The following is a 23,594-nucleotide window of genomic DNA, read 5'->3' as shown; positions in this document are numbered from 1 at the left end:
ATTATCTTAATTCTGCGCCAAGCTGTTTTTCAAAATTTGCTTGTAGCTTATTCATTATTTTATCGATTTGCTTGTCTGTTAGCGTTTTGTTTTCATCTTGAATCACAAAACTTACAGCATAACTCTTCTTGCCTTTCGGAAGGTTCTTTCCTTGATATACATCAAATAGATCAACATCCTTAAGCAGTTGCTTTTCGGTTTGCATTGCTATTTTATCAATCTCTTCAAAGGTAATATGCTCATCTAATAATAATGCAAAATCACGACGTACTTCAGGATATTTTGGAATAGCTTTGAACATAATGTTATTATGTTTGGTCATACTGATAACATTATCCCAATTAAAATCGGCAAATAAAACTTCTTGAGAAATACCAAAATGCTTTAATATCTTTTTGCTGATGATACCAAATTCAACCAGTTTGGTTTTTCCTAAAGACAAACTAATGCCTTCACTAAACATATCATTCTTGATAGGTGAGACTTTGAATTTAGAAATGCCCAATCGCTCTAATGTACTATTTACTATACCTTTCAAATAAAAGAAATCACTTTTTTGTATTGGCGAATTCCAACGCAAATCACTTTTGTTTCCAGTTAAGAAAATGGACAAGTGTTTATATTCTTCGCGACCATCTTTATAGTTATGATAGGTTTTGCCAAATTCATACAATTTTAAATTATCCCGTTTTCTGTTGATATTATAGCTAACGGCTTCCAAACCAGAAAACAGTAAGCTTTGGCGCATAACACTAAGGTCATTACTCAACGGATTTAGCATTTCTACATTGTGCTCTTCTTTTAATTGAGCACTAAGTTCAACATATTTTGGTGTTGTTAGCGAATTAGACAATATTTCGAAAAAGCCTTGAGCTGTCAATTGATTTCCAATAACATTTTGAAGTTTATAATCTTCAAATTTTGACGTATTAGAAATAGAAGCGTTTAATTTTTCCGTGGTCATTATATTGTTATAACCATACACACGCAATATTTCTTCTATAACATCTGCTTCGCGCTGCACATCGTTTCTGTAAGCAGGAACAGTGAGTCCAAGACCAGCTTCAGTAACATTATTTACTTTAATGTCTAAAGATGTCAATATACTTTTAATTGTTTCTCTCGGAATTTCTTCTCCAATCAATTTCTTAGCATTGTCAAAACTCAAACGAACTTGAAAGTCTTCAATTTTCTTCGGATAAAAATCCAAAGCATCACTAGAGATTTCACCACCAGCAATATCTACAATCATAAGTGCAGCTCGTTTTAGAGCATAATCTGTGATATTAGGGTCAATACCTCTCTCAAATCTAAAAGATGCGTCTGTGTTTAAACCATGGCGTTTTGCGGTTTTTCTAATACTCACAGGATTGAAGTAAGCACTTTCTAGAAAGATGCTTGTAGTACCTTCTGAAACTCCAGAGTGCACGCCTCCAAATACACCAGCAATGCACATCGGTTTTTCAGCATCACAAATCATTAAATCTTCAGCACTTAACTCGCGTTCTACTTCGTCTAAGGTTGTGAACTTTGTGCCTTCAGGAAGCGTTTTTACGATAACTTTGTTTCCAATGATTTTTGCAGCATCAAAAGCGTGTAGTGGTTGTCCTAATTCATGTAAGACATAATTTGTAATATCTACTATGTTATTCTTTGGTGTTAAACCAATAGCTTTTAAACGATTTTGTAACCAGTTTGGTGAATCTTCAACTTTTAGACCTGTAATTGTTAGTCCGCAGTAACGTGGTGCCAACTCGTAATCTTCAACATCGATGTCAATCTTCAATGTTCTACTATCCACATGAAAAGAGCTTACAGATGGTGTAATTAATTCAGTATTAATATCCTTTTGAAGTAAGCCAGCTTTTAGATCTCGAGCTGTTCCATAATGGCTCATTGCATCGGCTCTATTTGGTGTTAGACCAATTTCAAAAACATGATCGTTTTCAACACCAAAAATATCTGCAGCAGGAGTTCCTACTTTGATTTTTGGATCTAAAACCATAATACCATCATGTGATTTGCCAAGTCCTAATTCGTCTTCAGCACAAATCATACCATGACTTTCTTCTCCTCTTATCTTACCTTTTTTGATTTTCCAGGCTTCACCAGTTTCAGTGTATAATGTAGTTCCAATTGTTGCAACTGGTACTTTTTGACCAGCAGTCACATTAGGAGCTCCACAAACTATTTGTAATGGCTCATCTGTGCCAATCGCAACCGTTGTTAATTTTAATCGATCTGCATTTGGATGCTGTTCGCAAGTCAGTACTTCACCAACAACAATACCTTCTAAGCCACCTTTTACAGATTGGTAACTTTCTATACCTTCAATTTCTAATCCTAAATCAGTAAGTAATTCTCCAGTTTTTTCTGCAGACCAATCCGTTTTTAAAAATTGTTTTAACCAGTTATATGATATCTTCATTATCTTATTTTGTCAATGGACAAAGATAATAATACTAATAATTTCAAGGCTTTGATTTGCATAAAAATTAAGTGATTGACTTATTTTTTTACAGAAATTGAACTTTTATCAAACTCTTAACGATTGCCAGTGGATATTTAGACCATCTTTGTAAGAATTATATCTTTGTGGTGACTACACTATTTTAAATTGAAAACGATTATGCGAAAATTACTCTTCTTACCAATTTTATTCATTTTTTTAAGTTGTAATATTGATCGACCAGAAGCCTTAAAAGAAGGTGTTTGGCGTGCAGAATTGCAATTAACTGATACCGAAGTTTTGCCATTTAATTTTGAAGTAACTTCACGTGATGCACTCAAGATATTTAATGCCGATGAGGTGATCATGGTTACAGATATTAATTATTCTAACGATTCGATTGTGTTTAAAACACCTGTTTTTGAAGGATATATTGAAGCTGTAGTCAAAGAAGGTATGTTGGAAGGTAGTTTTATAAAAGAAAGTTTAGATCGTGTGGTGCCTTTTTCTGCGGAATTTGGAGTTAAAACCCGATTTGACCTAGATAATGAAGCGGGATCTGTTGATGCCACAGGAAACTGGGAGACCGTATTTAGTCCAGATTCTGAAGATGATAAATACATTGCTAAAGGAATTTTTAAACAAGACGGTTCAAAGGTGACAGGAACCTTTAGAACAACTACTGGTGATTACAGGTATTTAGAAGGAGTGATGGACGGTAATACCATGAAATTATCAACTTTTGATGGAGCTCATGCCTTTTTATTTACTGCAGTAGTTACTGATAGTACAATGAATGGAGTGTTTTATTCGGGAAATCATTGGGAAGAACCCTTTACTGCTAAACGGAATGAGACTTATGAACTGCCTGATGCCAATGACCTTACGTTTTTAAATGAAGGTTATGATGCTTTGGAGTTCACATTCCCAGATGCTAGTGGGAAACAAGTATCTCTATCTGATAATCGCTATAAAAACAAAGTAGTAGTGGTACAGGTTATGGGGACTTGGTGTCCAAATTGTTTGGATGAAAGTAAGTACTATTCAGAGTTTTATGATAACAATGCCGAAAAGGATATTGAGTTTATTGCACTTGCTTTTGAATATGCTAAAACAGAAGAAAAGGCCTTTGAGAGCATCAAACGACTAAAAGATGATGTGGGTATTGATTACCCTATTTTATTGGCGCAATATGGGACGTCTAGCAAATCTAAGGCACAAGAAAAATTACCAATGTTAAATCATGTCCTATCATATCCTACTTCAATATTTATTGATAAAAAAGGAAAAGTACGTAAGATTCATACAGGATTCAATGGTCCTGCAACAGGTGAAAAATTCACAGAATTTAAAACAGAATTTACAGGGTTTATTAATGCGTTGTTAGAGGAATAGATTTACCTTTTCAATACTCCATTAATTTTGCGTTTCAAACGGTTCATAATATTGAAACTCAAAACATCACTAACATATTGAAGTTTTCCTTTTTTGTCAAGAATCACATTGTAAGGGTAATGTGGAATTTTTAGGTCTCTAGCCAAGACCCTTCCGTTTGGAATGATTGTGAAATCAAATGTGGTCTTTTCTAAAAACTTATCTAGTGAAGCTTTACTATCTAGAGCTACAGCAAAGAAAGCAACATCTTTGTTTTTAAATTCAGCTTTTAATTTATTTAAATCAGGTATTTCAGCTACACAAGGTTTGCAATGGATAAACCAGAAATTCATTACAACTACTTTTCCTTTTAAACTTTCGTAGGTGTGTTTGTTGCCATCAATGTCTTCAAAACTGAGTTCGGTTAATGTTGTGCCTTCTAGTCCCTTTCTAGCAGCTTTTTCTTTTTTCTTTTTAGCTTTATAGTTAGCTTGAAATTCTGCCATCTCTTCTTTGGTGTATGTTTTATTTGCTTCGTTCTGACCAAAACTGAGATGTAATGTAAAGCATAAAATGAGCGTTAGAATGGCATGATGTTTCTTCATAAATTATCCGTGTATGGTTTCTGATTTTCCGTAGCTTTTAATAAGTTCGCCTTCAAAGGCAACAAGTTCCTTCCATCGTTTATCAACGTCTATATCTTGTCCATATTTTCTAGCAAATCCAATAAATGTTGTATAATGTCCAGCTTCACTTACCATAAGGTCATAGTAAAATTTAGAAAGCTCTTTATCCTTTATGCGCTGAGATAAAAGTTTAAAACGCTCGCAGCTTCTGGCTTCAATCATTGCCGAAAACAATAAGCGATCTACCATGCTTTGCAGGTGACTTCCGCCTTTATTCATAAACTTGTAGAGTTGATTGACATAATGGTCTTTTCGTTCTCTACCTAAAGTATAGCCACGTTTTTTAATAATTTCATGTACCATTTGAAAGTGCTCAAGTTCTTCCTTGGCGAGTTCTAACAGGTCAGTAACAAGGTCTTCGTATTGCGAGTTATGGGTAATAATAGTGATGGCATTAGTGCATGCTTTTTGTTCACACCATGCATGGTCGGTTAAAATCTCTTCGATGTTCTCTTCAGCAATTGTGGCCCAACGAGGATCTGTTTCTAGTTTTAGGTGAAGCATGCTCATAACGATTTATTTTTTGTAAATATAGATATAGTAAATTAGTATAAAGAAATGTTAATTAACATTAACACAAACCACTTTAACATGACTGTAACATGGCTATACTTCTTTTGTTTATAACTTCAAATACAATTTTAACTAATACAATCAAAACCATGAAAAACAAGACAATTACTGGGCTATTTATGTGCTTGATGCTTTTTGTAAGCATTGACACATTTGCGCAATTAAACACACCGCGAGGCAGTCAGCAAGCAACTGTATCACAGCGCATTGGTGTGTCAGATGTTTCTATTACCTATTCAAGACCAAGCGTAAATAATCGAGAGATTTGGGGAAAACTTGTGCCATATGGCATGAATAACTTAGGCTTTGGAACTGCTACCGCAGCACCATGGCGAGCTGGAGCCAACGAAAATACTACAATTACATTTTCTCATGATGCAAAAGTGGAAGGGAAGTCTATAAAAGCTGGAACTTACGGCTTGCATTTAGAAGTTAAGGCAGATAATACAGCAACTTTAATATTATCAAAAGATGCCGATGCTTGGGGAAGTTATTTTTACGATAAGAAGAATGATGCTTTGAGAGCTACTATTACTACGGCTTCTGTACCGCATCATGAGTTGCTTACTTATGCCTTCAATGACATCAAGGCTAATTCTGCAACTGCATCTTTGGCCTGGGAGAAGAAAGCATTTCCTTTCGAAGTGTCTTTTGATGTGACTAATATTGTTCTAGACGATTTCAGACAAAAAGCTAAAGGGCAAACAGGTTTTCAAAGGCAGAACTGGGAGCAAGCTGCTAATTTTGCTTTAAATAATGGAGGTGATCTCAATGAAGCTTTAGGATGGATTGATAAAGCTATTTCTGGGCAATTTTTTAGTCAGAAAACATTTAATAATATGGCTATTAAAGCACAGTTGTTAAATAAGTTAGGTAAGACCGAAGAGTTTGAATTGGCATTAGATGAGGCTGCTGGTATGGCAAATTCTAACCAACTAAATAGAATGGGGTATCAAATGCTTAATTTAAAGGATAATGATAGAGCAATGAAGTATTTTAAAAAAGCTGTGGAGATCGATCCTGAAAACCCAAATGTATATGATAGTTTAGGAGAAGCATATAAAACAATAGGTGATAAGAAAAAAGCTATTAAGAATTTTAAAAAGGCATTATCTATGAATCCACCTGCCAATGTCAAAGCAAATTCTGAAAAAAACTTAAAAGAATTAGGCGCATTATAAAGAATTCATCAATCAACTAAATCAATCAAAAACATACCTTCATGTTTTCAAGCTCAACTTTTGATAAAGAAGTTGAGCTTTTTTTGAATTAAGAAATGTAATTCCAAATATTCTTATACTTACTAAGTTCGCGATAGGTTTTTAAAATAACATCATGCTCAGGAAAACCTAAAGACGGATCCTTATCTAGTACACGTTTAGCATAAAAGCGAGCGCTTTGCAAAATATCTTTATCTTTAATGATATTTGCAATTTTCAAGTTTAAAACGCCACTTTGTTGGGTTCCCATAATATCTCCTGGACCACGAAGTTTAAGATCTACTTCGGCAATTTCAAATCCGTCACTAGTTCGTGTCATGGTTTCCAAACGTGTTTTGCTGTCCTGACTTAGCTTGTGGCTGGTCATAAGAATGCAATAACTTTGCTCTGCACCACGCCCAACACGGCCTCTCAGTTGATGGAGTTGCGCTAAACCAAATCGCTCGGCACTTTCAATGATCATAACTGAGGCATTGGGGACGTTCACTCCAACCTCAATTACTGTTGTTGCTACCATTATTTGTGTTTCACCTTTGACAAAGCGTTGCATTTCAAAGTCTTTATCTGCTGGTTTCATTTTACCATGGACAATAGAAATTTGATAGTTTGGCTGTGGAAACTCCCGGACAATACTTTCGTAACCATCCATAAGATCTTTATAGTCTAAAGCAGAACTTTCTTGAATTAAAGGATAGACCACATAAATCTGTCTTCCTTTTTCAATTTCATCACGCATAAATCGCATGACTTTGAGTCGATTTTTATCGTATCTATGAACCGTTTTTATAGACTGTCTACCAGGTGGTAATTCGTCAATAATTGAGATGTCTAAATCGCCATAAACAGACATCGCTAAAGTTCTCGGAATTGGTGTTGCAGTCATCACCAAAATATGTGGAGGAGAGGTGTTTTTTTTCCATAATTTTGAACGTTGCGCAACTCCAAATCGATGCTGTTCGTCAATAATTGCGAGGCCCAAATTTTTAAATTTAACCTTATCTTCGAGCAAAGCATGCGTCCCAATTAGGATCTGTAATTCACCATTTTCTAATGATTCGTGAATTTTTCTTCTTTCTGAAGTATTTGTTGAACCAGTGAGTGTTTTTATACTGATATTCAATTTATTAGATAGTTCTTGTAATCCTTGGTAGTGTTGGACTGACAAAATTTCAGTTGGCGCCATTAAACAGGCTTGAAAATCGTTGTCAAGCGCCATTAACATTGACATGAACGCAACTATGGTTTTCCCAGAACCGACATCGCCTTGCAATAATCGATTCATCTGTGCATTGCTACCAAGATCTTGTCTGATTTCTTTCAATACACGTTTTTGGGCATTGGTTAAATCGAACGGTAAATGCGCTTTGTAAAAATTATTAAAATAGTCACCAACAGATTCGAAAGGGAATCCTTTTATTTTTGATTTGTGAATGAGATTTTTCAAAATTAATTGTAACTGAATGTAGAATAATTCTTCAAATTTTAATCTAAATTCTGCGCCTGATAATAGCTCTTGATTTTTTGGAAAATGAACGTTAAACAGGGCGTCACTTTTTGGTAGTAATTTAAGTTCAGAAATTAGGTGATCTGGAAGGGTTTCAAAAAAGCGTCCTTTGGTTTCTAAAAATAGACTTTGCATGATTTTTGTCATTACACGATTGGTGATGCCTTTGTTAGATAATTTCTCTGTTGAAGGATAAACAGCTTGCATTGATGATCGCAAATTGTTTTTGTGTTCATTGAGTAATTCCAATTCTGGATGTGGCATATTAAAGACACCATTGAACCAGTTGATTTTTCCGAAGATCACATAAGGTGTATTTAGTTTTATGCTATCGCGAATCCATTTTTGACCACGAAACCAAACGAGTTCTATTTTCCCCGTGTCATCTTGAAAAGTGCCTACTAATCGTTTGCCACGTTTTTGTGCAACTTCCTTAAACCCTGTGATCTTTCCTATAATTTGAACTTCAGAACTATTGCGCTGTAATTCATTAATCTTGTAATACTTTGTGCGATCTAAATAGCGATTAGGGAAGAGGTTAATCAAGTCTTGATATGTATGAATGCCAAGTTCGCTCCGAAGTAAATCAGCTCGATTAGGACCTACACCTTTAAGGTAGTCTATTGGAGTTTGTAAATTAACACTCATTCAGTCAAAATTATCACTTTTTTCTAATGTATTATTATCAATTTTACTTTTTTGGAATTATTATAATCTATACATTGTAAGAAAAAATATTTTTAGCTTATGAAAACTGATTATTTCAGAAAACACTTTATTGTTTCTAGCCTCTTGCTAAGTATCTTCTTTGTTTTTAACTGCGGTAGTGATAGTTCTGATGAAGGTTCTAATTCATCTAGTATACTAATTACTGGGTCATTGAGTTCTTTTGGAGAAGTTAATGTTGGAAGTAATTCTATTTCACAAAATATTCAAGTTAAGGGAGATGACTTAAGTGCAAACTTATCAATTTCTGTAACGGCTAATTTTGAGATCTCATTAGATAATGTGAGTTTTTCGAATCAGGTAACAGTAAATAAAGATATTGCTAATGCAGAAAATCAAACACTATATGTTAGATTTTCGCCTTCAGCTAGTGCATTGGGTGTAATATCTGGAGAAGTATCAATGCAAAGTAATTCTGCAACAACAAGAACAGTGAATGTAAGTGGTGTGGGCTTGAGTACAGCGCCTGTAATTGGTATAAATGTGTCTAGTTTTAATTTTCAAGATACACCAGTAGCTCAGCAGTCTGCATCTTCGACACTCTTCATTGATGGAAATAATCTTACAACTGCAATTGATTTGAATGTTACTGAAGGCTTTGAGATATCATTAGATGGCACGCTGTTTTCTGATGTGCAGCAAATACCATCTGGATCAGTAAATGATCAAACAACACTATTCATAAGATTTGCGCCAACAGCTTTAGGTAATGCTACAGGCACTTTAAGCTTAGTGAGTGCTGGAGTAGAGACTGTAGAAATTGTTTTATCTGGGACAGGAATTCCAGTTGTTTATAATTATCTCACATTTGATAAAGAACGCTTGGCTTTTGGTGGAGGGTTTAATCAATCAGCAACTCAAACATTTAATTTGCATGATGATCTCACTAATATTCAAACGATTAAGATGTATGTAAAACTTACTTGTCCTAATGAAGGTTGCGATGAGTGGGATGTGTATGCTAATGTGAAAGTGAAGGATAATGATTCTGGTGAGTTATATGAGTTGGGGCGTTATATTACGCCATATTGGAACGATAATAGTCAATTGGAAAGAGGATTTGAGTTTGATGTTACCGATTTCAAATCATTGTTAACGGGTTCGACAGAGTTGCGAATTAGAACCGAATGTTGGAATGCAAGAGGTTATGAGGTGACTATAGATTTTGATTATATAGAAGGAACGCCAGATTATCCTTATTATGCTGTATCTAGAGTTCTTGCTTACGATGACTGGTCTAGCTCTGGAGTGCCTTACGGGACAACGCATAATTTAGATTTAGATAAGATGGTTTCTATTCCTGCTAATGCAGAAAGCACACATTTAAGGACAATTATTTCGGGTTGGGGACAGGCGTCTCCTGCGATTGCTGGACGAACTTGCGCTGAGTGGTGCTTTAGAACCCATGATGTAAAGATTAATGGTGTGAATACGTTTCAGCATAATATGGATGCATTAGGTTGTGCGTCTAACCCTGTAAATAATCAAGAGCCAGGGAATTGGCAACCGGATAGAGCAGGTTGGTGTCCTGGTATGGTTGTACCGTATCGTATTGATAGCTTTGCAACAAATATGGCTGGAAGTACGTTTGATTTTGAGTATCAATATCAAAGTGGCTGGACTAACGATGCTCAAAATGGGAATGCGTTTTATGCAACGTCTACATTTGTGGTTGTCAAAAGTAATACACCAATTAATAAACCTGTGGTAATCGATTAAGCTGGTCTCATTTTTGCAGCATCATACTTATGAAACAATTATGTTTACTTATCTGTTTTTCATTTTTCTTCGGAAATGTAACTGCTCAGCAAACTGAGTATGTTGATTTTAAAAGAGCTGAAGCTGCAATTGATGTCTTTGTAAAGAACTCTTATTTAAATAAGGCTAAGTCTAATACATTGTCAGGTTCTGTGCGATATAAATTTGATGTACTTAAAAGTGTAGATTCTATTTTTCTTGATGCAAAAGCTTTGAATTTTAATAAGGTGTTTATTTTAGATAGACACCTTAGAGTGTTAGATTCTGTTTATTCTTATGATGGTCAAAAATTATGGTTAAGCTATAAGTTTAAAAAAGGAAGACGCTATATAGTGGATATTGATTACACTAGTTCGCCAAAAAAAGCATTGTATTTCATAGATAATCAAATATGGACGCAAGGTCAAGGGAAATATACGAGTCATTGGTTGCCAAGTATAGATGATGTAAATGATAAAATAGTTTTTAATTTATCTTTGAAATGTGAAAAAGGGTATGCAGTGATTGCTAACGGTAAATTAATTGAAGAAACGGGGAATAATCATTATCAATATGTTCATTATGAAATGGAAAAACCAATGTCAAGCTATCTGGTGGCTTTGGTTATAGGTGATTATAATGTGCAAACAGAAACCTCAAAAAGTGGCGTTCCTTTAGAATATTACTATTATCCTGAAGACTCACTAAAAGTTGAGCCTACCTATCGCTATACCAAGCAAATGTTTGATTTTTTAGAAGAAGAAATCGGATTTCCATATCCATGGCAAAATTATAAGCAGGTTCCTGTTAAGGATTTCTTGTATTCTGGTATGGAAAATACAAGTCTTACGATTTTTTCAGACAGTTTTGTGGTGGATTCTACGGCATTTAATGATAAAAATTATATCACGGTTAATGCGCACGAACTTGCACACCAGTGGTTTGGGGATTTGGTCACTGCAACATCTGGTGAGCATCATTGGTTACAGGAGGGTTTTGCAACGTATTATGCGTTATTAGCAGAGCGGGATGTTTTTGGAGATAATCATTACTATTGGCAGCTTTTTGAAAATGCACAAGAGCTTATTGCTCAAGAGGTTGCTGGTCAAAGCACCTCATTGCTTAATCCTAAATCGAGTAGTACGACATTCTATAAAAAAGGTGCTTGGGCTTTACATGTGTTGCGAGAGCAGGTAGGAGATGTTGCTTTTAAAACTGCTGTAAAGACGTATTTGGAAAAACATCAATTTGCAAATGTTGAGACCAACGATTTTATTTCTGAAGTTGAGGCTGTTAGTGGTCAGGATTTAACTGGTTTTGTGAACGAATGGCTTTTAGAGTCTAAGCTTCCTGAGGATGCTATGGTCAAAAGCTTAAAGCAATCATCATTCATGCAGGAATATTTTATGGTCGACTGTGAAGCGTATACCTCTAAATGCAAAGACTATCTATCGTCTTATGTTTCTGATAAAGCAAAAGTAAAGGTGATCAGTCAGATTCCTGATAAAATTGAGACAAGTGCATTTCAGAATAATTTGGAAGTACGACAAGCTATTGCAAAGTATGTTGGTGAGATTCCTATGGAGCTGAAACTGGCCTACGAATCGTTATTAGATGATGAATCTTATACAACGATTGAAGCTGCATTGTATAATCTCTGGGCTAATTTCCCAGAAGATCGAATAAAATATTTACAGAAAACCAAAGATATTGTAGGGTTTAACGATTATAATGTGAGATTACTATGGTTAGCATTACATTTAAATACGGTTGAATATCAACCCGAAAAAAAGCAAGATGTTTTAGAAGAGTTAATCAGTTATAGTTTACCTGGTCAACATTTTGAATTGCGATTGAATGCCTTTAATTACCTGAAATTACTAGGAGGCTTCGAACGTAAGTCTATTACAAGCTTATTTGAAGCTAGAAAGCATCATAATTGGCGTTTTTCAAAATATGCTAAAAACTTATTGGCGGAACTGGAAACAAATGACAATTATAAATCTTTAATAAATACATTAAAAAAGAACTAATTTGAGAGCATTAGTGATATCTGGAGGTGGAAGTAAAGGCGCTTTTGCTGGTGGCGTAGCGCAATATTTAATTGAAGCTGAAGGGCGTAGGTATGATATGTTCTTGGGAACATCAACAGGAAGCTTATTAGTGCCGCATTTAGCGGTTAATGATATTGGAAAACTCTATGATATTTTTACTAATGTGCAACAGCATGATATTTTTAGTGTAAGCCCTTTTGTACAGCGTAAAAAAGGGGATAGGGAATATGTTTCGATAGATTTTTTAAATTCACTCTGGCAGTTTATACGCATGAAACGTACGTTTGGTGAGAGTAAGGCGTTGAAACGAAATATTAAACAAAATTTCACTAGAGATGAATATGAGAAGATAAGAAACACTAAAGAAGATGTTGTAGTTACGGTCTCAAATTTGTCTATGAATCGTGTGGAATATAAATCTATTAAAGAATGTACTTATGAAGAGTTTTGCAATTGGATATGGATTTCATGTAATTACATTCCGTTTATGTCTCTGGCTAAAGTTGATGGCTATGAATATGCAGATGGAGGCTTAGGTTGTGTGATTCCTATACGCGAGGCTATTTTGCGTGGTGCTACTGAGGTAGATGCTGTTGTTTTAGAATCTGAACAAATGGAACGCACTAAGGTGTTGGGTAAAAATCCATTTTCTTTAATGCTTAATTTATTTGGACACCTTTTGGATCAAGTGGAAAAGAATGATATTGTCATAGGAAAACTAGCGGCTAAAAACAGAGGTGTAAAACTCAATCTGTATTACACACCTACAAGTTTGACTGAAAATTCATTGATTTTTAGTAAGCGCTTAATGGTAAAATGGTGGGCTCAAGGTTATGACTATGCAAAGCAAAAGCATGAAAACAAAATCACATCCGATTAAAAATTACCAGATATTAGAAACTTCTTCTTTAATAAAAGATAGAGCAGCATCGCTTGGAGATCTTTTGTCAATCATGTCAGTTAGAAGTACTTCCCTAAGCTTATCTGCTGAATCTATTTTTTCCGATAGATTAGCTTTTCTAATCATTTGAATAGTCGCATTTTTTGCAGTAGATGTAATGCTCCAGCATTGGTCTGTAACATAGATTTGTTGTGCTAAATTATGATCAAATTCCTGTTCAATATTTGCTATAAGTAAAGATTCGTAATCTTCTTTATTTGAAGACATTGGATTGACTCTTACTAATAATTTTGAAGGTTTAATTCTTTCTAAAAATAAAGACAAACGTTCGTAGGCTTGAAGACGCATTGGTAGTGATTCTTTTTGCAGGTCTTTTTGAATTAAAAAGTCGCGACGTCTACTTTCATTTTCAACATGTTCTCTAAAAAATAGATAGGCAATTGCTCCAGTTATTAAAGCTGGAATTATAAACATTAATAGATTGACTAACTGTTGTTCCATAGTTGGTTGTTTTCTTTTGAGTTGTAAACTTAATTCTTTTTGAATTATTGCTTTAATATTTTCCTCCTAAATGCATACAATCTTTTAAATCCTGCATTGAGGTATAAGGGACTTTGGTTTTATTATACATATAGGTGCTCGACAATTCTTTAGATAGGTTGTGGTCATCTACATTTACTTCTATATCATCCATGTTAAACTCACATGGGTGTTCATAACCTGCAGCATGAGTAATCTCTATAAGTTCTTTTCGAAATGTTTTAAAATACTGCGCCAGTCGCACCGATTTTAAAGTTGGGTCAATACCGTTTTGTAACCATTTACTTTGTGTTGCGACACCACTCGGGCATTTATTTGTATGGCAAATTTGCGCTTGGATACAACCGATACTCATCATAGCTTCACGGGCAACATTAATACAATCTACTCCCATGGCAAAGGCCATAGCTGCTTTAGCAGGAAAACCTAGTTTACCACTTCCAATAAAGACAATGCGTTCTGATAATCCTTTCTTCTGAAATAATCTATACAAATCTCCAAATCCATAGACCCAAGGTAATGATACATGATCAGCAAAACTTGGAGGTGCAGCACCTGTACCACCTTCACCACCATCAACAGTTATAAAGTCTGGACCTTTCCCTGTTTCGAGCATGATATCTATGAGTTCTTCCCACTGGTCTAATTTACCAATTGCAGCTTTGATACCAACTGGTAATCCTGTTTCCTCTGCGATAGCTTCTATAAAATCTACCATTTCTGGAACTGTAGAAAATGCTTTGTGATTTGGAGGAGAAAGCACAGTTTTACCTTCCTCAACACCTCTGATTTTTGCAATCTCTTTGGTAATTTTAGATCCTGGCAGTACACCGCCTTTGCCTGGTTTAGCACCTTGAGATAATTTAACTTCAATGGCGCGAACAAAAGGATTGTCTTCTACAAGTTTTTTCATTTTCTCCATCGAAAATCCGCCATCTTCTGCACGAACACCAAAGTATCCTGTTCCGAAGTGAAACACAACATCTCCACCGTTACTATGGTATGGAGATAAGCCTCCTTCTCCAGTATTATGATAGGCATGTGCCATTTGAACACCTTTATTCAAAGATTCTACAGCTTTTGCAGAAAGTGAACCAAAACTCATCGCAGAGACGTTTATAACCGAAGCGGGTCTGTATGGACGCTTACGTTTATTAAACTCTCCCATTACTTTAGCGCAAGGCAAAAATGATTTATCAATGGTATTTGGATGGTCGCCACCAATCCTGAAAGGAAACATAGCGTTGTTCACAAAAATATGTTGGTGGGCATATATATCCCGATCTGTACCAAAGCCTTCGTAGTTATTCTCGTTTTTTGAAGATGCATAGACCCAACTACGTTCAATACGATTGAAAGGCAATTCTTCTCTATTATTCGCTACAAAATATTGACGAATTTCTGGTCCAATGCTCTCAAACCAATAACGAATATGTCCAATTAATGGAAAGTTATGCTGAATTGTATGTTTTTTTTGTAAAATATCACGAATGGCTATCACTACAAGCACAATGATAATCCACATCCACCATGAAATGCTTGATATAAAATTTAGAAAGGTATCCATAGAATTCAATTAAAGGGTAAAGATATTTATTTTAGTCTAAATAGGTGTCTAAAATATTGATGTCGATAATATTTTTACCAACATAACTTGTTCTGTGGACAGTAGTTTTAACATCTTGAAATTCGAGTTCCCCAAAATTCTTCATTTTTATTACGGCGCTGTCACTTTGGTGTTGGGAATGCACGACATAGACATCAAAAAACCTCATACGATCTGCCTTACTAGAATGTTTGAAAATACCATTAAAAGTAGAAAGACTACCGTAATCACTAATATTTAGAAATTTACCTCTGTAAAAAATAAGAGAATCTTGTGGCGCGACGAATGTTGTGACTTTACTTCTTGGTCTTAAAAGGACACAATGATTATAGTTGTTTTTTCTAAAAATAATGAGTGATTTGTCTATATCTAAGTTTTCAATAGTAAGATGATGCGGTGTTGAGTCACTAACTTTTGGAAAGGGTTTGTAAAATGGAAAAAATATAGAATGAGTTAACTCAGTATTACGATCATAAGGATATTTATAGGCTTTTAATATCAATTGTCCTTCTATGTTTTTTAATACGCCATTGGCATCTCTGGATATATGAGGACCGTATAGACTATTAAACGAGTTATAAAAATTGTTAACGTCTTTCGCAGAATATTTTTCTACAGAGTCATTTTCGTTAACATGGTTGAATATGCTTGCTACAATGATTGTGACCACTAAAACCGCAATGGTTATTACGACTTGCATGCCCCATTCGTTAGGAGTCTTTTTGTCAAGCACTACCCGAGCAATATGACCGTTAATGTGGGCTTCAACGTAATCTTTAAGGACCTGGTTGTCTAATTTGGCATTCTGAATAGCGATTAATCCTTTATGGTAATGGCTAGCCCTTTTCGTTCTTGAATGAAGGTGTTTTAGCTGATTGACAAGTGTTTCAAGATATTTCTTCGTAATGTCGAGTCCGCCATTAGATGCACAATATGAGATTAACGCCCCAAAACCTGTACTTTGAATATACTTTGTAGGTTTTATTTGCTGTTTTGTTTTTAAGAGATGAATGGTGGTTGCTATTTTATGCTGAAGTATATTTTGACATTGAAACTTAATATCTTCGCAAAAGAGCCAATCATTTTTAATTTTATCTATAACATAAAAGAACTGATTAGAATTAAGAGCATTTTTGAGTTTAGGAATTAGAGTGCCACTCAAATATGGTTCAACGAATTTTCGGAAGGCAACATCATCTATTTGTAAAGGCTCCAGTATCCTTTGATCTATAGTTAGTGTCTGAGATTCTAAAGATTTACCGTTTGATAAAAACGATTTCAATCTTGGATGCTTCTCAATAATATAAATAAACTGTCTTTTTTTGTCATCCCGAAGTGTGTCAATGATAGCGTTATTAACTTCGGTTTTAAAAGAAGCATTGTCCAGAATGGCTTGAGACTTGATGATTTTTTCAAACTTGATGATTTTGTCATCGTCAATATCCAGTAAATCTTCCACAGAAATTTTCAGCTTATCTACAATAGATTGGTACATAAGTTAAGACGCTATGGCTTTATTGATTTAAATAATCTAATGTAAGTTGAGTAAAGGCTTTTACACCTAGTAGCATGCCGCTTTCATCAATCATAAAGTCTGGTGTATGATGTGGAAATGCACCTTTAGATTCGTTACTAGGCGTCATACCTCCTAAAAAGAAATAAATACCAGGAACAACCTCTTGAAAATAAGAAAAATCTTCTCCTCCAGTAGTGGCTTTCATAATTTGAACATTTTTTGAGCCTGCTACTTTTTGTAATGAAGGTAACATTTGATCCGTTAAATCTGGATCATTATAGGTTATTGATGTTTGGTTTCTAAACGAAATTGTAGCTTCTCCACCATAGGCTTTAGCAATGGTTGCTGACATCTCTCTCATCCTTTTTTCAATCATGGAACGCATTTCTGGGTCTAATGTTCTAACGGTTCCAATTAATTGAGCCGTTTCTGGAATAATATTAAATCGTGTTCCTGACGTTATCTTACCAACAGTAATTACGGCTGCTTCGTCTGTCAATTTAGCTTCTCTACTAATAATAGTTTGCAATCCGTCTATTATTTTTGCCGAAATTAAAATTGGATCAACACCAGACCATGGTTGAGAACCGTGTGTTTGCTTTCCTTTTACGTCGATAACAAATCGTTCTACAGAAGCCATAATGCCACCTTTTTTATATTTTAATGTTCCTACTGGAGTTCCGGCATTAATATGCAGACCAAAAATGACATCGACTTTGGGGTTATCTAAAACGCCTTCTTTAATCATGAGTTTTGCGCCACCTTCTTCACCTGGTGGAGGGCCTTCTTCTGCTGGCTGAAAAATAAACTTTACAGTACCTCGTATTTTATCTTTATGTTTCGATAAGACCTCGGCAGTTGCCATTAAAATTGCAATGTGAGTGTCATGCCCACAAGCATGCATGACACCAGTTTCTGTATCTAAAAATGTTGTCTTTACGGTAGATTTAAACGGTAAATCGTTACGTTCTGTAACAGGAAGAGCATCAATATCTGCTCTTAGCGCTACCACCTTTCCTGGTAAATCACCTTTTAATAAGCCTACAACTCCTGTTATTGCAATGTTAGTTTCGACTTCTAAACCAAGGGATTTTAAATGTGTCGCTATTTTTTTGGCAGTTTTAAATTCTTGATTGGATAATTCTGGGTTTTGGTGAAAATGTCTCCGCCATTCAATTAATTTTTTTTCAACATCAATAATGTCTTGCTCTAATGCGTTTTGCGAAAATGAAATGGAGCATGTAAATAAGGTGAATGCGAATACAAAAAAGATCTTCATAGATTTATAATTTTCACTAAGATATTGAAATTTGATAAATTGAAAGACTCTTTTAGATTGTTTATAATTAATGACATTTCTATATGGTAAAACCTATGACAATTATTAATTTCACGTTTCATTAAAGATAGACCATTGGAGAAATATTTAAGTCAGTTAAATGATGCACAATTAGCACCAACGTTGCAAAAGGATGGCCCAATGATTGTTATAGCAGGAGCTGGATCTGGTAAAACTCGTGTGTTGACATATCGTATTGCGTATTTAATGCATCAAGGTGTAGATCCCTTTAATATTTTAGCATTGACCTTTACAAATAAAGCGGCTCGTGAAATGAAAGGGAGAATTGCTGATATTGTTGGAGCAAGCGAGGCTAAAAATTTATGGATGGGAACCTTTCACTCCGTGTTTGCTAAAATTCTGCGTTTTGAGGCAGACCGATTAGGTTTTCCAAGTAATTTTACGATTTATGATACGCAAGATTCTGATCGCTTAATTTCTTCTATTATTAAAGAAATGGGATTGGACAAAGATGTATACAAATACAAACAAGTGCGTTCTAGAATTTCATCGTATAAAAACAGTTTGATTACGGTAAAAGCGTATTTTCAAAACCCAGAACTTATTGAAGCCGATACAGCTGCTAGGCGGCCACGATTAGGTGATATCTATAAAAATTATGTAGATCGTTGTTTTAAAGCTGGTGCTATGGATTTTGATGACCTATTGCTGAAAACTAATGAGTTACTGACGCGCTTTCCGGATGTATTAGCGAAATACCAAGACCGATTCAGATATATTTTAGTTGATGAGTATCAAGATACCAATCACTCGCAGTATTTGATTGTAAGAGCTTTGTCTGATCGATTTCAAAACATATGTGTTGTAGGCGATGATGCTCAAAGTATCTATGCGTTTAGAGGCGCAAATATTAATAATATATTGAATTTTCAGCGCGATTATGATGATGTAAAGGTATTTCGGTTAGAACAAAACTATCGCTCTACCAAGAATATTGTCAATGCTGCCAATTCTATTATAGATAAAAACAAAACTAAGCTCGATAAAATCGTATGGACTGCCAATGAGGAAGGTCCGAAAATAAAGGTTAATCGTCTCATGACCGATGGTGATGAAGGCCGTTTTGTGGCGAGTTCTATTTTTGAAAACAAAATGCAGCATCAACTCAAGGATAGTGATTTTGCAGTTTTGTATAGAACCAATGCGCAATCACGTTCTATAGAAGATGCTTTGAGGAAACGTGATATTCCTTATCGTATTTATGGAGGATTGTCCTTCTATCAGCGTAAAGAGATTAAAGACGTTTTGTCTTATTTGCGTTTGGTCATAAATCCTGCAGATGAGGAAGCATTAAAGCGTGTAATTAATTTTCCTAAACGAAGTATTGGACAAACAACTGTTGATAAATTAGTGGTTGCAGCTAATGGATATAATCGCTCAATTTTTGAAGTGATGAAACATATTGACAAGACAGAAGTTAATGTGAATGCAGGAACCCAAACAAAGCTTAAGGATTTTGTGACCATGATCGAAAGCTTTCAAGTTATGAATCAAACAGCTAATGCTTTTGAATTGGCTGAACACGTAACTAAAACTACTGGTATTATTAGAGAATTTAATAAGGAAGGTACTCCTGAGGATGTGGCAAGGCTTGAAAATATTGAAGAATTACTCAATGGTATCAAAGATTTTGTTGAAGGTCAAATAGAAATAGCAGATGCTACAGGAAACATCGCAGAATTTTTAGAAGATGTGGCTTTGGCAACCGATTTAGATAATGACAAAGGCGATGATGATCGTGTGGCTCTAATGACGATACATTTGGCTAAAGGTTTAGAATTTCCGTATGTATATATCGTAGGAATGGAAGAAGATTTGTTTCCAAGTGCGATGAGTATGAATACACGTAGTGAGTTAGAAGAGGAGCGACGTTTGTTTTATGTGGCACTTACAAGAGCTGAAAAACAAGCATATTTAACTTATACCTTATCGCGTTATCGTTGGGGAAAATTAATTGATGCAGAACCAAGTCGTTTTATAGAGGAAATAGACGACCAATATTTGGACATTATAACACCAGTTCATGAACCAAGGCAAAACCCAATGTTAAGTGCCGATATTTTTGGTGATGTGGAGCCTAATCGTATTCGTTTTAAAAAACCTATTAAACGTAAATCTGAAACCAAAACACCAAAATTTGTTGCTCCTAAAAATTTAAAACGTGTGTCCAAGAGCTCGCCTTCTGATAACACTAATTTATTCGATGGTAAATTGACTGTTGGAAATATAGTAGAACATGCACGTTTTGGTAAAGGTGTGGTTGTTAAAATAGAAGGTAAAGGTGCAGACGTTAAAGCAGAAATTAATTTTGAAGTTGGTGGCATTAAAAAGTTGCTACTTCGCTTTGCGAAGCTGGATGTACTCGGTTAAAAAAATCACATGAATTTGAAATATCTTATAGTATTACTCGTATTGGGAAATAGTCTTGCCTATGCGCAACCATTTACCAAGACATCACTTGAAGCTAGAATGGAAGAGAATAGACTTTTTGGAGATTCGTTGAAAATTCCAGTATATAGTAGTGACGTTTGGGGATTTAAAGATGAAGGTTTTCATTTTATAAGCAAAGATGGGAAATGGGCATTAAAAAATGCCAATAAGAATAAACTAATCATTCCGTACGATATAGATTCAGTTCTAGTTCAATTTAATGCGCCAAATATTAAGAGTTACTCGATAAAACGAAATGGTGTCTGGGAAAGCTATACGTTTAATAAGAAGTATAAAATGAAAAAAGCAAATCCGTATAGTGGATTGGCGCTTTCAAATAGTATGAATGATGTCTACAAAGAAAAAAACTACCTAAGATTTGATGTTATTTATAATGGAAAACGCGGAATAATGAATTGCAAATACGAAACGATTGTGCCATTGCGATATGATTATATTCTCGAATTGTTTGATGCGCTTTCTGAACGTCATAAAGATACATTGTCTTATTTACTTTATAATAATGATAAGGTCGGTATGGTGACTAATAAAGTGATTATTCAACCCAAATATGAAGATATAGGTATTTTCGAATTTAGAGGTTATGATTATGTAGGAACGACGAAGTTAGATTATGAAAAGGATTATTTTGGGACTACCATTAACGGCAAAATGGGGATTATGAATTATAATGAAGAAATTCTAGTACCGCATATTTATGACAAAATAATTTATTGCAAGCCCTATCTTGAAAATGCAACCTATCCTGACAAGTTTGTCGTTATAAAAGGTAGGAAACAAGGTGTAGTTAATATTACTGGAGAGCTTTTATTACCAATTGAGTACGATACCATAGAGTTTGATGAAACTTTTGAAAAACTGGATCATTTTATCGTAAGTAAAAAAGGAAAGTATGGGGTTGTTAATTCATTAAATGAAATCGTAAAGCCACTTACGTTTAGTCGATCTGAAATAGATAAAGATTAATTATTTTACCATAAATACAGAATTGATATGACCTTTACCGTCATATTCTTTTACTGGATTATCTGGATCTAATATCCATTCACCATCAATAATAAATTTATAGTAATGTTTACCAGCTGGTAATGGTAATCTGTATTTCCAATACCCACTTTCTATTCTCTCCATCAAAATAGCACTTTCATTCCAATCGTTAAAAGAGCCAGCTAGAATCACACGTTCTGCATTATCATAGCCTTTTAGCAGAAATGTCACATATTTACCAACATTTATAAGAGAGTTATATTCACCAAATTCATTTTCAACTTTGGAAGGATTTGAAGGGTCTTCTATCCAATGATGACCATCAATAATAAAGCGATATTCATACTCACCTGGTTTGATGTCTAACTTAAGTTCCCAACCGTTTTCAATCTTATACATTTTAAAGTCACGCTCATTCCATCTGTTAAAAGAACCAGCTACAATAACTTTTTTGGCATCTTCATAACCTCGGAGTCTAAACTTAACATTTCCGTTGTCATCTGGAATAGCAGCTTGTGTAGACATTCTGAGATTGTATACATTTAGATGCGTGCCTTTTTTTTGAGCTAGCTCTATATTAGCATCAAACTCTGAAGGTTCTGCCCAATATTGATTATTAACGATGAACTTAAATTCCCAAGTAAATTCATCTTTAAAGTCATTGATATGTTTTCTAAGCTCATAAGTAGTTTCGTTAACTTTTTGCATTTTCCAGTCATACTTCGACCAGTTATTGAACTCTCCTGCAACTACTACATTATCTATCGTTAAATCTTCAAACTTAACTTTTAGCTTAGAGTCATCTTTTGAAAACTTCTCATAATCATGCTTATTAAAGGTAAATACCACATAATTACCATCAAAGCGATATCCTTTATCTTCTTTTTGGGCAAAAGATAGATATGATACTAGTACTACTGCTAGAATAATGATATGTCGTATTACTGGTTTCACTGTTTGTTTATAGGGAACTGTACAAAGTAAAGCTTTTCTTTTTTATAATTAATGATGGTACGTTGCTGCCTAAAAAACTCATAACCTAAAACACCATCTAATGAGGTGCCGAAAGCTTCATTCATTTGATTAAGGTTAGTCAACATCGTTTCCATAGGAGCAAAGAAAATTTTATCAGACAGTTTAACACGATACAACTTTCCTGCCAAAACTTCAATTTTCTTACCGCTCGCACCAACTAGCATTAAGCGTTTAGAAGGGTAGAAGTATTTTAAAACTTTTTTACTAATTCTTTTATTGAGTTGATTGTATTCTGCTCCAGTATCTAATCCAAATTTTAATTTTTGATCATTTACATAGGTTTCTAGTACAATGGTATGCTTTTTTAATTTGAAATCAATTGTATCTATAATGGTTTCTAGATATTTTCTATCGTCTAGTTTTTTTCCTTTCGAATTTACACGAGATAAGGTAATTTGATTAAGATACATGTCAATAAATACCTCATAATCTTTCAAAATGTCAAAACCTATAATGCCTAGAAGATGTATTTTTTTGCTACTCTCAATATGAGACAAGTCAATAACATCTGAGTTTTTATCTTCAACAATTAAATCCTTGATTATAAACTCACGTAACCGTTTTTCTAAGGGGTTATCAATTATATCTATAACTCCTGATGTTTTTTTATCCTTACTATAAAATGGCTGCCGCGTTTTAAAATGAACTTTATTGAGGATTAATGTTTCAGACCCTGTGTCTATTATAAAATTACCTTTTCGATCGAGAAGTTCGGCTTCAATTACAATAAGGTTATCGATAAGTTTAAATGGAATTCGTGTTGTATGCTCACTTAAAATTTCGGCTCTAGGAAAAGTAATCACCTTAGGCTTTTCTTTTGCAAAGGATTGAAAAGAAAGAGAAAAAGCCAATATGAGAACAAGGACATTCCGCAT

The 23,594-nt window shown here is 34.6% G+C and carries 17 protein-coding genes; 7 read left to right on the top strand and 10 right to left on the bottom strand.

The features are described from left to right. Position 1 precedes the first annotated feature (1 nt). Positions 2-2,428, bottom strand: a complete 2,427-nt coding sequence (pheT, locus tag Q0783_RS11300; RefSeq protein WP_298895217.1) for a phenylalanine--tRNA ligase subunit beta — start codon at positions 2,426-2,428, stop codon at positions 2-4. A gap of 201 nt (positions 2,429-2,629) precedes the next feature. Here pheT and Q0783_RS11295 point away from each other — a divergent pair, with 201 nt between their 5' ends. Then, positions 2,630-3,844 (top strand): peroxiredoxin, encoded by a 1,215-nt coding sequence (locus tag Q0783_RS11295; protein ID WP_298895215.1) that lies wholly within the window; start codon positions 2,630-2,632, stop codon positions 3,842-3,844. A gap of 2 nt (positions 3,845-3,846) precedes the next feature. Here the strand turns inward: Q0783_RS11295 and Q0783_RS11290 are convergent, their stop codons facing one another. Together Q0783_RS11290 and Q0783_RS11285 are read right to left on the bottom strand one after the other, a co-directional pair. Continuing rightward, positions 3,847-4,428, bottom strand: a complete 582-nt coding sequence (locus Q0783_RS11290) for a peroxiredoxin (protein WP_298895213.1) — start codon at positions 4,426-4,428, stop codon at positions 3,847-3,849. 3 nt (positions 4,429-4,431) lie between these two features. Next, entirely contained in the window at positions 4,432-5,013 is a 582-nt protein-coding gene (locus Q0783_RS11285; protein WP_230935892.1) for a tRNA-(ms[2]io[6]A)-hydroxylase, read from the bottom strand. Between the two features lie 158 nt (positions 5,014-5,171). Here Q0783_RS11285 and Q0783_RS11280 point away from each other — a divergent pair, with 158 nt between their 5' ends. Beyond that, a complete protein-coding gene (locus tag Q0783_RS11280) occupies positions 5,172-6,263 on the top strand; it encodes a DUF2911 domain-containing protein (RefSeq protein WP_298895211.1) in 1,092 nt (363 codons plus the stop codon). Between the two features lie 88 nt (positions 6,264-6,351). On the opposite strand, the gene recG is transcribed toward Q0783_RS11280, so the two are convergent. Beyond that, positions 6,352-8,454, bottom strand: coding sequence for an ATP-dependent DNA helicase RecG (recG, locus tag Q0783_RS11275; protein WP_298895209.1), 2,103 nt, complete (start codon positions 8,452-8,454; stop codon positions 6,352-6,354). A 99-nt stretch (positions 8,455-8,553) separates the two neighbouring features. Between recG and Q0783_RS11270 the strand changes: the two genes are divergently transcribed. Genes Q0783_RS11270 through Q0783_RS11260 form a run of 3 tightly spaced genes read left to right on the top strand, consistent with a single transcriptional unit; the run spans position 8,554 to position 13,203 of the window. Beyond that, positions 8,554-10,251, top strand: coding sequence for a peptide-N-glycosidase F-related protein (locus Q0783_RS11270; protein WP_298895208.1), 1,698 nt, complete (start codon positions 8,554-8,556; stop codon positions 10,249-10,251). Between the two features lie 29 nt (positions 10,252-10,280). Then, positions 10,281-12,302, top strand: coding sequence for a M1 family metallopeptidase (locus tag Q0783_RS11265; protein WP_298895206.1), 2,022 nt, complete (start codon positions 10,281-10,283; stop codon positions 12,300-12,302). Position 12,303: 1 nt separating this feature from the next. Continuing rightward, the gene (locus tag Q0783_RS11260; RefSeq protein ID WP_298895204.1) at positions 12,304-13,203 is read left to right on the top strand and encodes a patatin-like phospholipase family protein; all 900 of its coding nucleotides are present in this window, start codon (positions 12,304-12,306) and stop codon (positions 13,201-13,203) included. 3 nt (positions 13,204-13,206) lie between these two features. Here the strand turns inward: Q0783_RS11260 and Q0783_RS11255 are convergent, their stop codons facing one another. From Q0783_RS11255 to Q0783_RS11240, 4 genes are read right to left on the bottom strand one after another with little or no spacing between them, the layout of a single operon-like run. Further along, positions 13,207-13,725, bottom strand: coding sequence for a hypothetical protein (locus tag Q0783_RS11255; protein ID WP_298759397.1), 519 nt, complete (start codon positions 13,723-13,725; stop codon positions 13,207-13,209). 52 nt (positions 13,726-13,777) lie between these two features. After that, entirely contained in the window at positions 13,778-15,331 is a 1,554-nt protein-coding gene (locus Q0783_RS11250) for an FMN-binding glutamate synthase family protein (RefSeq protein WP_298895202.1), read from the bottom strand. Positions 15,332-15,362: 31 nt separating this feature from the next. Then, positions 15,363-16,865: a hypothetical protein gene (locus Q0783_RS11245; protein WP_298895200.1), complete on the bottom strand. Its 1,503-nt coding sequence runs from the start codon at positions 16,863-16,865 to the stop codon at positions 15,363-15,365. 19 nt (positions 16,866-16,884) lie between these two features. Further along, positions 16,885-18,165, bottom strand: a complete 1,281-nt coding sequence (locus tag Q0783_RS11240) for a M20 family metallopeptidase (protein WP_298895197.1) — start codon at positions 18,163-18,165, stop codon at positions 16,885-16,887. A gap of 135 nt (positions 18,166-18,300) precedes the next feature. On the opposite strand from Q0783_RS11240, the gene Q0783_RS11235 reads away from it, so the two are divergent. Further along, positions 18,301-20,616, top strand: coding sequence for an ATP-dependent helicase (locus tag Q0783_RS11235; protein WP_298895194.1), 2,316 nt, complete (start codon positions 18,301-18,303; stop codon positions 20,614-20,616). A 15-nt stretch (positions 20,617-20,631) separates the two neighbouring features. After that, positions 20,632-21,663: a WG repeat-containing protein gene (locus tag Q0783_RS11230; protein ID WP_298895192.1), complete on the top strand. Its 1,032-nt coding sequence runs from the start codon at positions 20,632-20,634 to the stop codon at positions 21,661-21,663. Here Q0783_RS11230 and Q0783_RS11225 read toward each other — a convergent pair whose 3' ends face one another. Both Q0783_RS11225 and Q0783_RS11220 read right to left on the bottom strand, forming a co-directional pair. Further along, positions 21,664-22,638, bottom strand: coding sequence for a hypothetical protein (locus Q0783_RS11225; RefSeq protein WP_298895191.1), 975 nt, complete (start codon positions 22,636-22,638; stop codon positions 21,664-21,666). Continuing rightward, positions 22,635-23,594 carry an aspartyl protease family protein gene (locus Q0783_RS11220; protein ID WP_298895189.1) on the bottom strand — a complete coding sequence of 320 codons (960 nt, stop codon included), beginning with the start codon at positions 23,592-23,594 and terminating at the stop codon, positions 22,635-22,637. The genes Q0783_RS11225 and Q0783_RS11220 overlap by 4 nt, the downstream gene beginning before the upstream one ends.

The organism is uncultured Psychroserpens sp. (assembly GCF_947500255.1).
In the GTDB taxonomy this organism is placed as follows: Bacteria; Bacteroidota; Bacteroidia; order Flavobacteriales; family Flavobacteriaceae; genus Psychroserpens.
This window is presented reverse-complemented; position numbering and strand designations above follow the sequence as displayed.

Coding starts and splice junctions, on each gene's coding strand:
- pheT (WP_298895217.1), bottom strand. CDS start 2,428: ATGAAGATATCATATAACTGGTTAAAACAATTTTTAAAAACGGATTGG.
- Q0783_RS11295 (WP_298895215.1), top strand. CDS start 2,630: ATGCGAAAATTACTCTTCTTACCAATTTTATTCATTTTTTTAAGTTGT.
- Q0783_RS11290 (WP_298895213.1), bottom strand. CDS start 4,428: ATGAAGAAACATCATGCCATTCTAACGCTCATTTTATGCTTTACATTA.
- Q0783_RS11285 (WP_230935892.1), bottom strand. CDS start 5,013: ATGCTTCACCTAAAACTAGAAACAGATCCTCGTTGGGCCACAATTGCT.
- Q0783_RS11280 (WP_298895211.1), top strand. CDS start 5,172: ATGAAAAACAAGACAATTACTGGGCTATTTATGTGCTTGATGCTTTTT.
- recG (WP_298895209.1), bottom strand. CDS start 8,454: ATGAGTGTTAATTTACAAACTCCAATAGACTACCTTAAAGGTGTAGGT.
- Q0783_RS11270 (WP_298895208.1), top strand. CDS start 8,554: ATGAAAACTGATTATTTCAGAAAACACTTTATTGTTTCTAGCCTCTTG.
- Q0783_RS11265 (WP_298895206.1), top strand. CDS start 10,281: ATGAAACAATTATGTTTACTTATCTGTTTTTCATTTTTCTTCGGAAAT.
- Q0783_RS11255 (WP_298759397.1), bottom strand. CDS start 13,725: ATGGAACAACAGTTAGTCAATCTATTAATGTTTATAATTCCAGCTTTA.
- Q0783_RS11250 (WP_298895202.1), bottom strand. CDS start 15,331: ATGGATACCTTTCTAAATTTTATATCAAGCATTTCATGGTGGATGTGG.
- Q0783_RS11245 (WP_298895200.1), bottom strand. CDS start 16,865: ATGTACCAATCTATTGTAGATAAGCTGAAAATTTCTGTGGAAGATTTA.
- Q0783_RS11240 (WP_298895197.1), bottom strand. CDS start 18,165: ATGAAGATCTTTTTTGTATTCGCATTCACCTTATTTACATGCTCCATT.
- Q0783_RS11220 (WP_298895189.1), bottom strand. CDS start 23,594: ATGCGGAATGTCCTTGTTCTCATATTGGCTTTTTCTCTTTCTTTTCAA.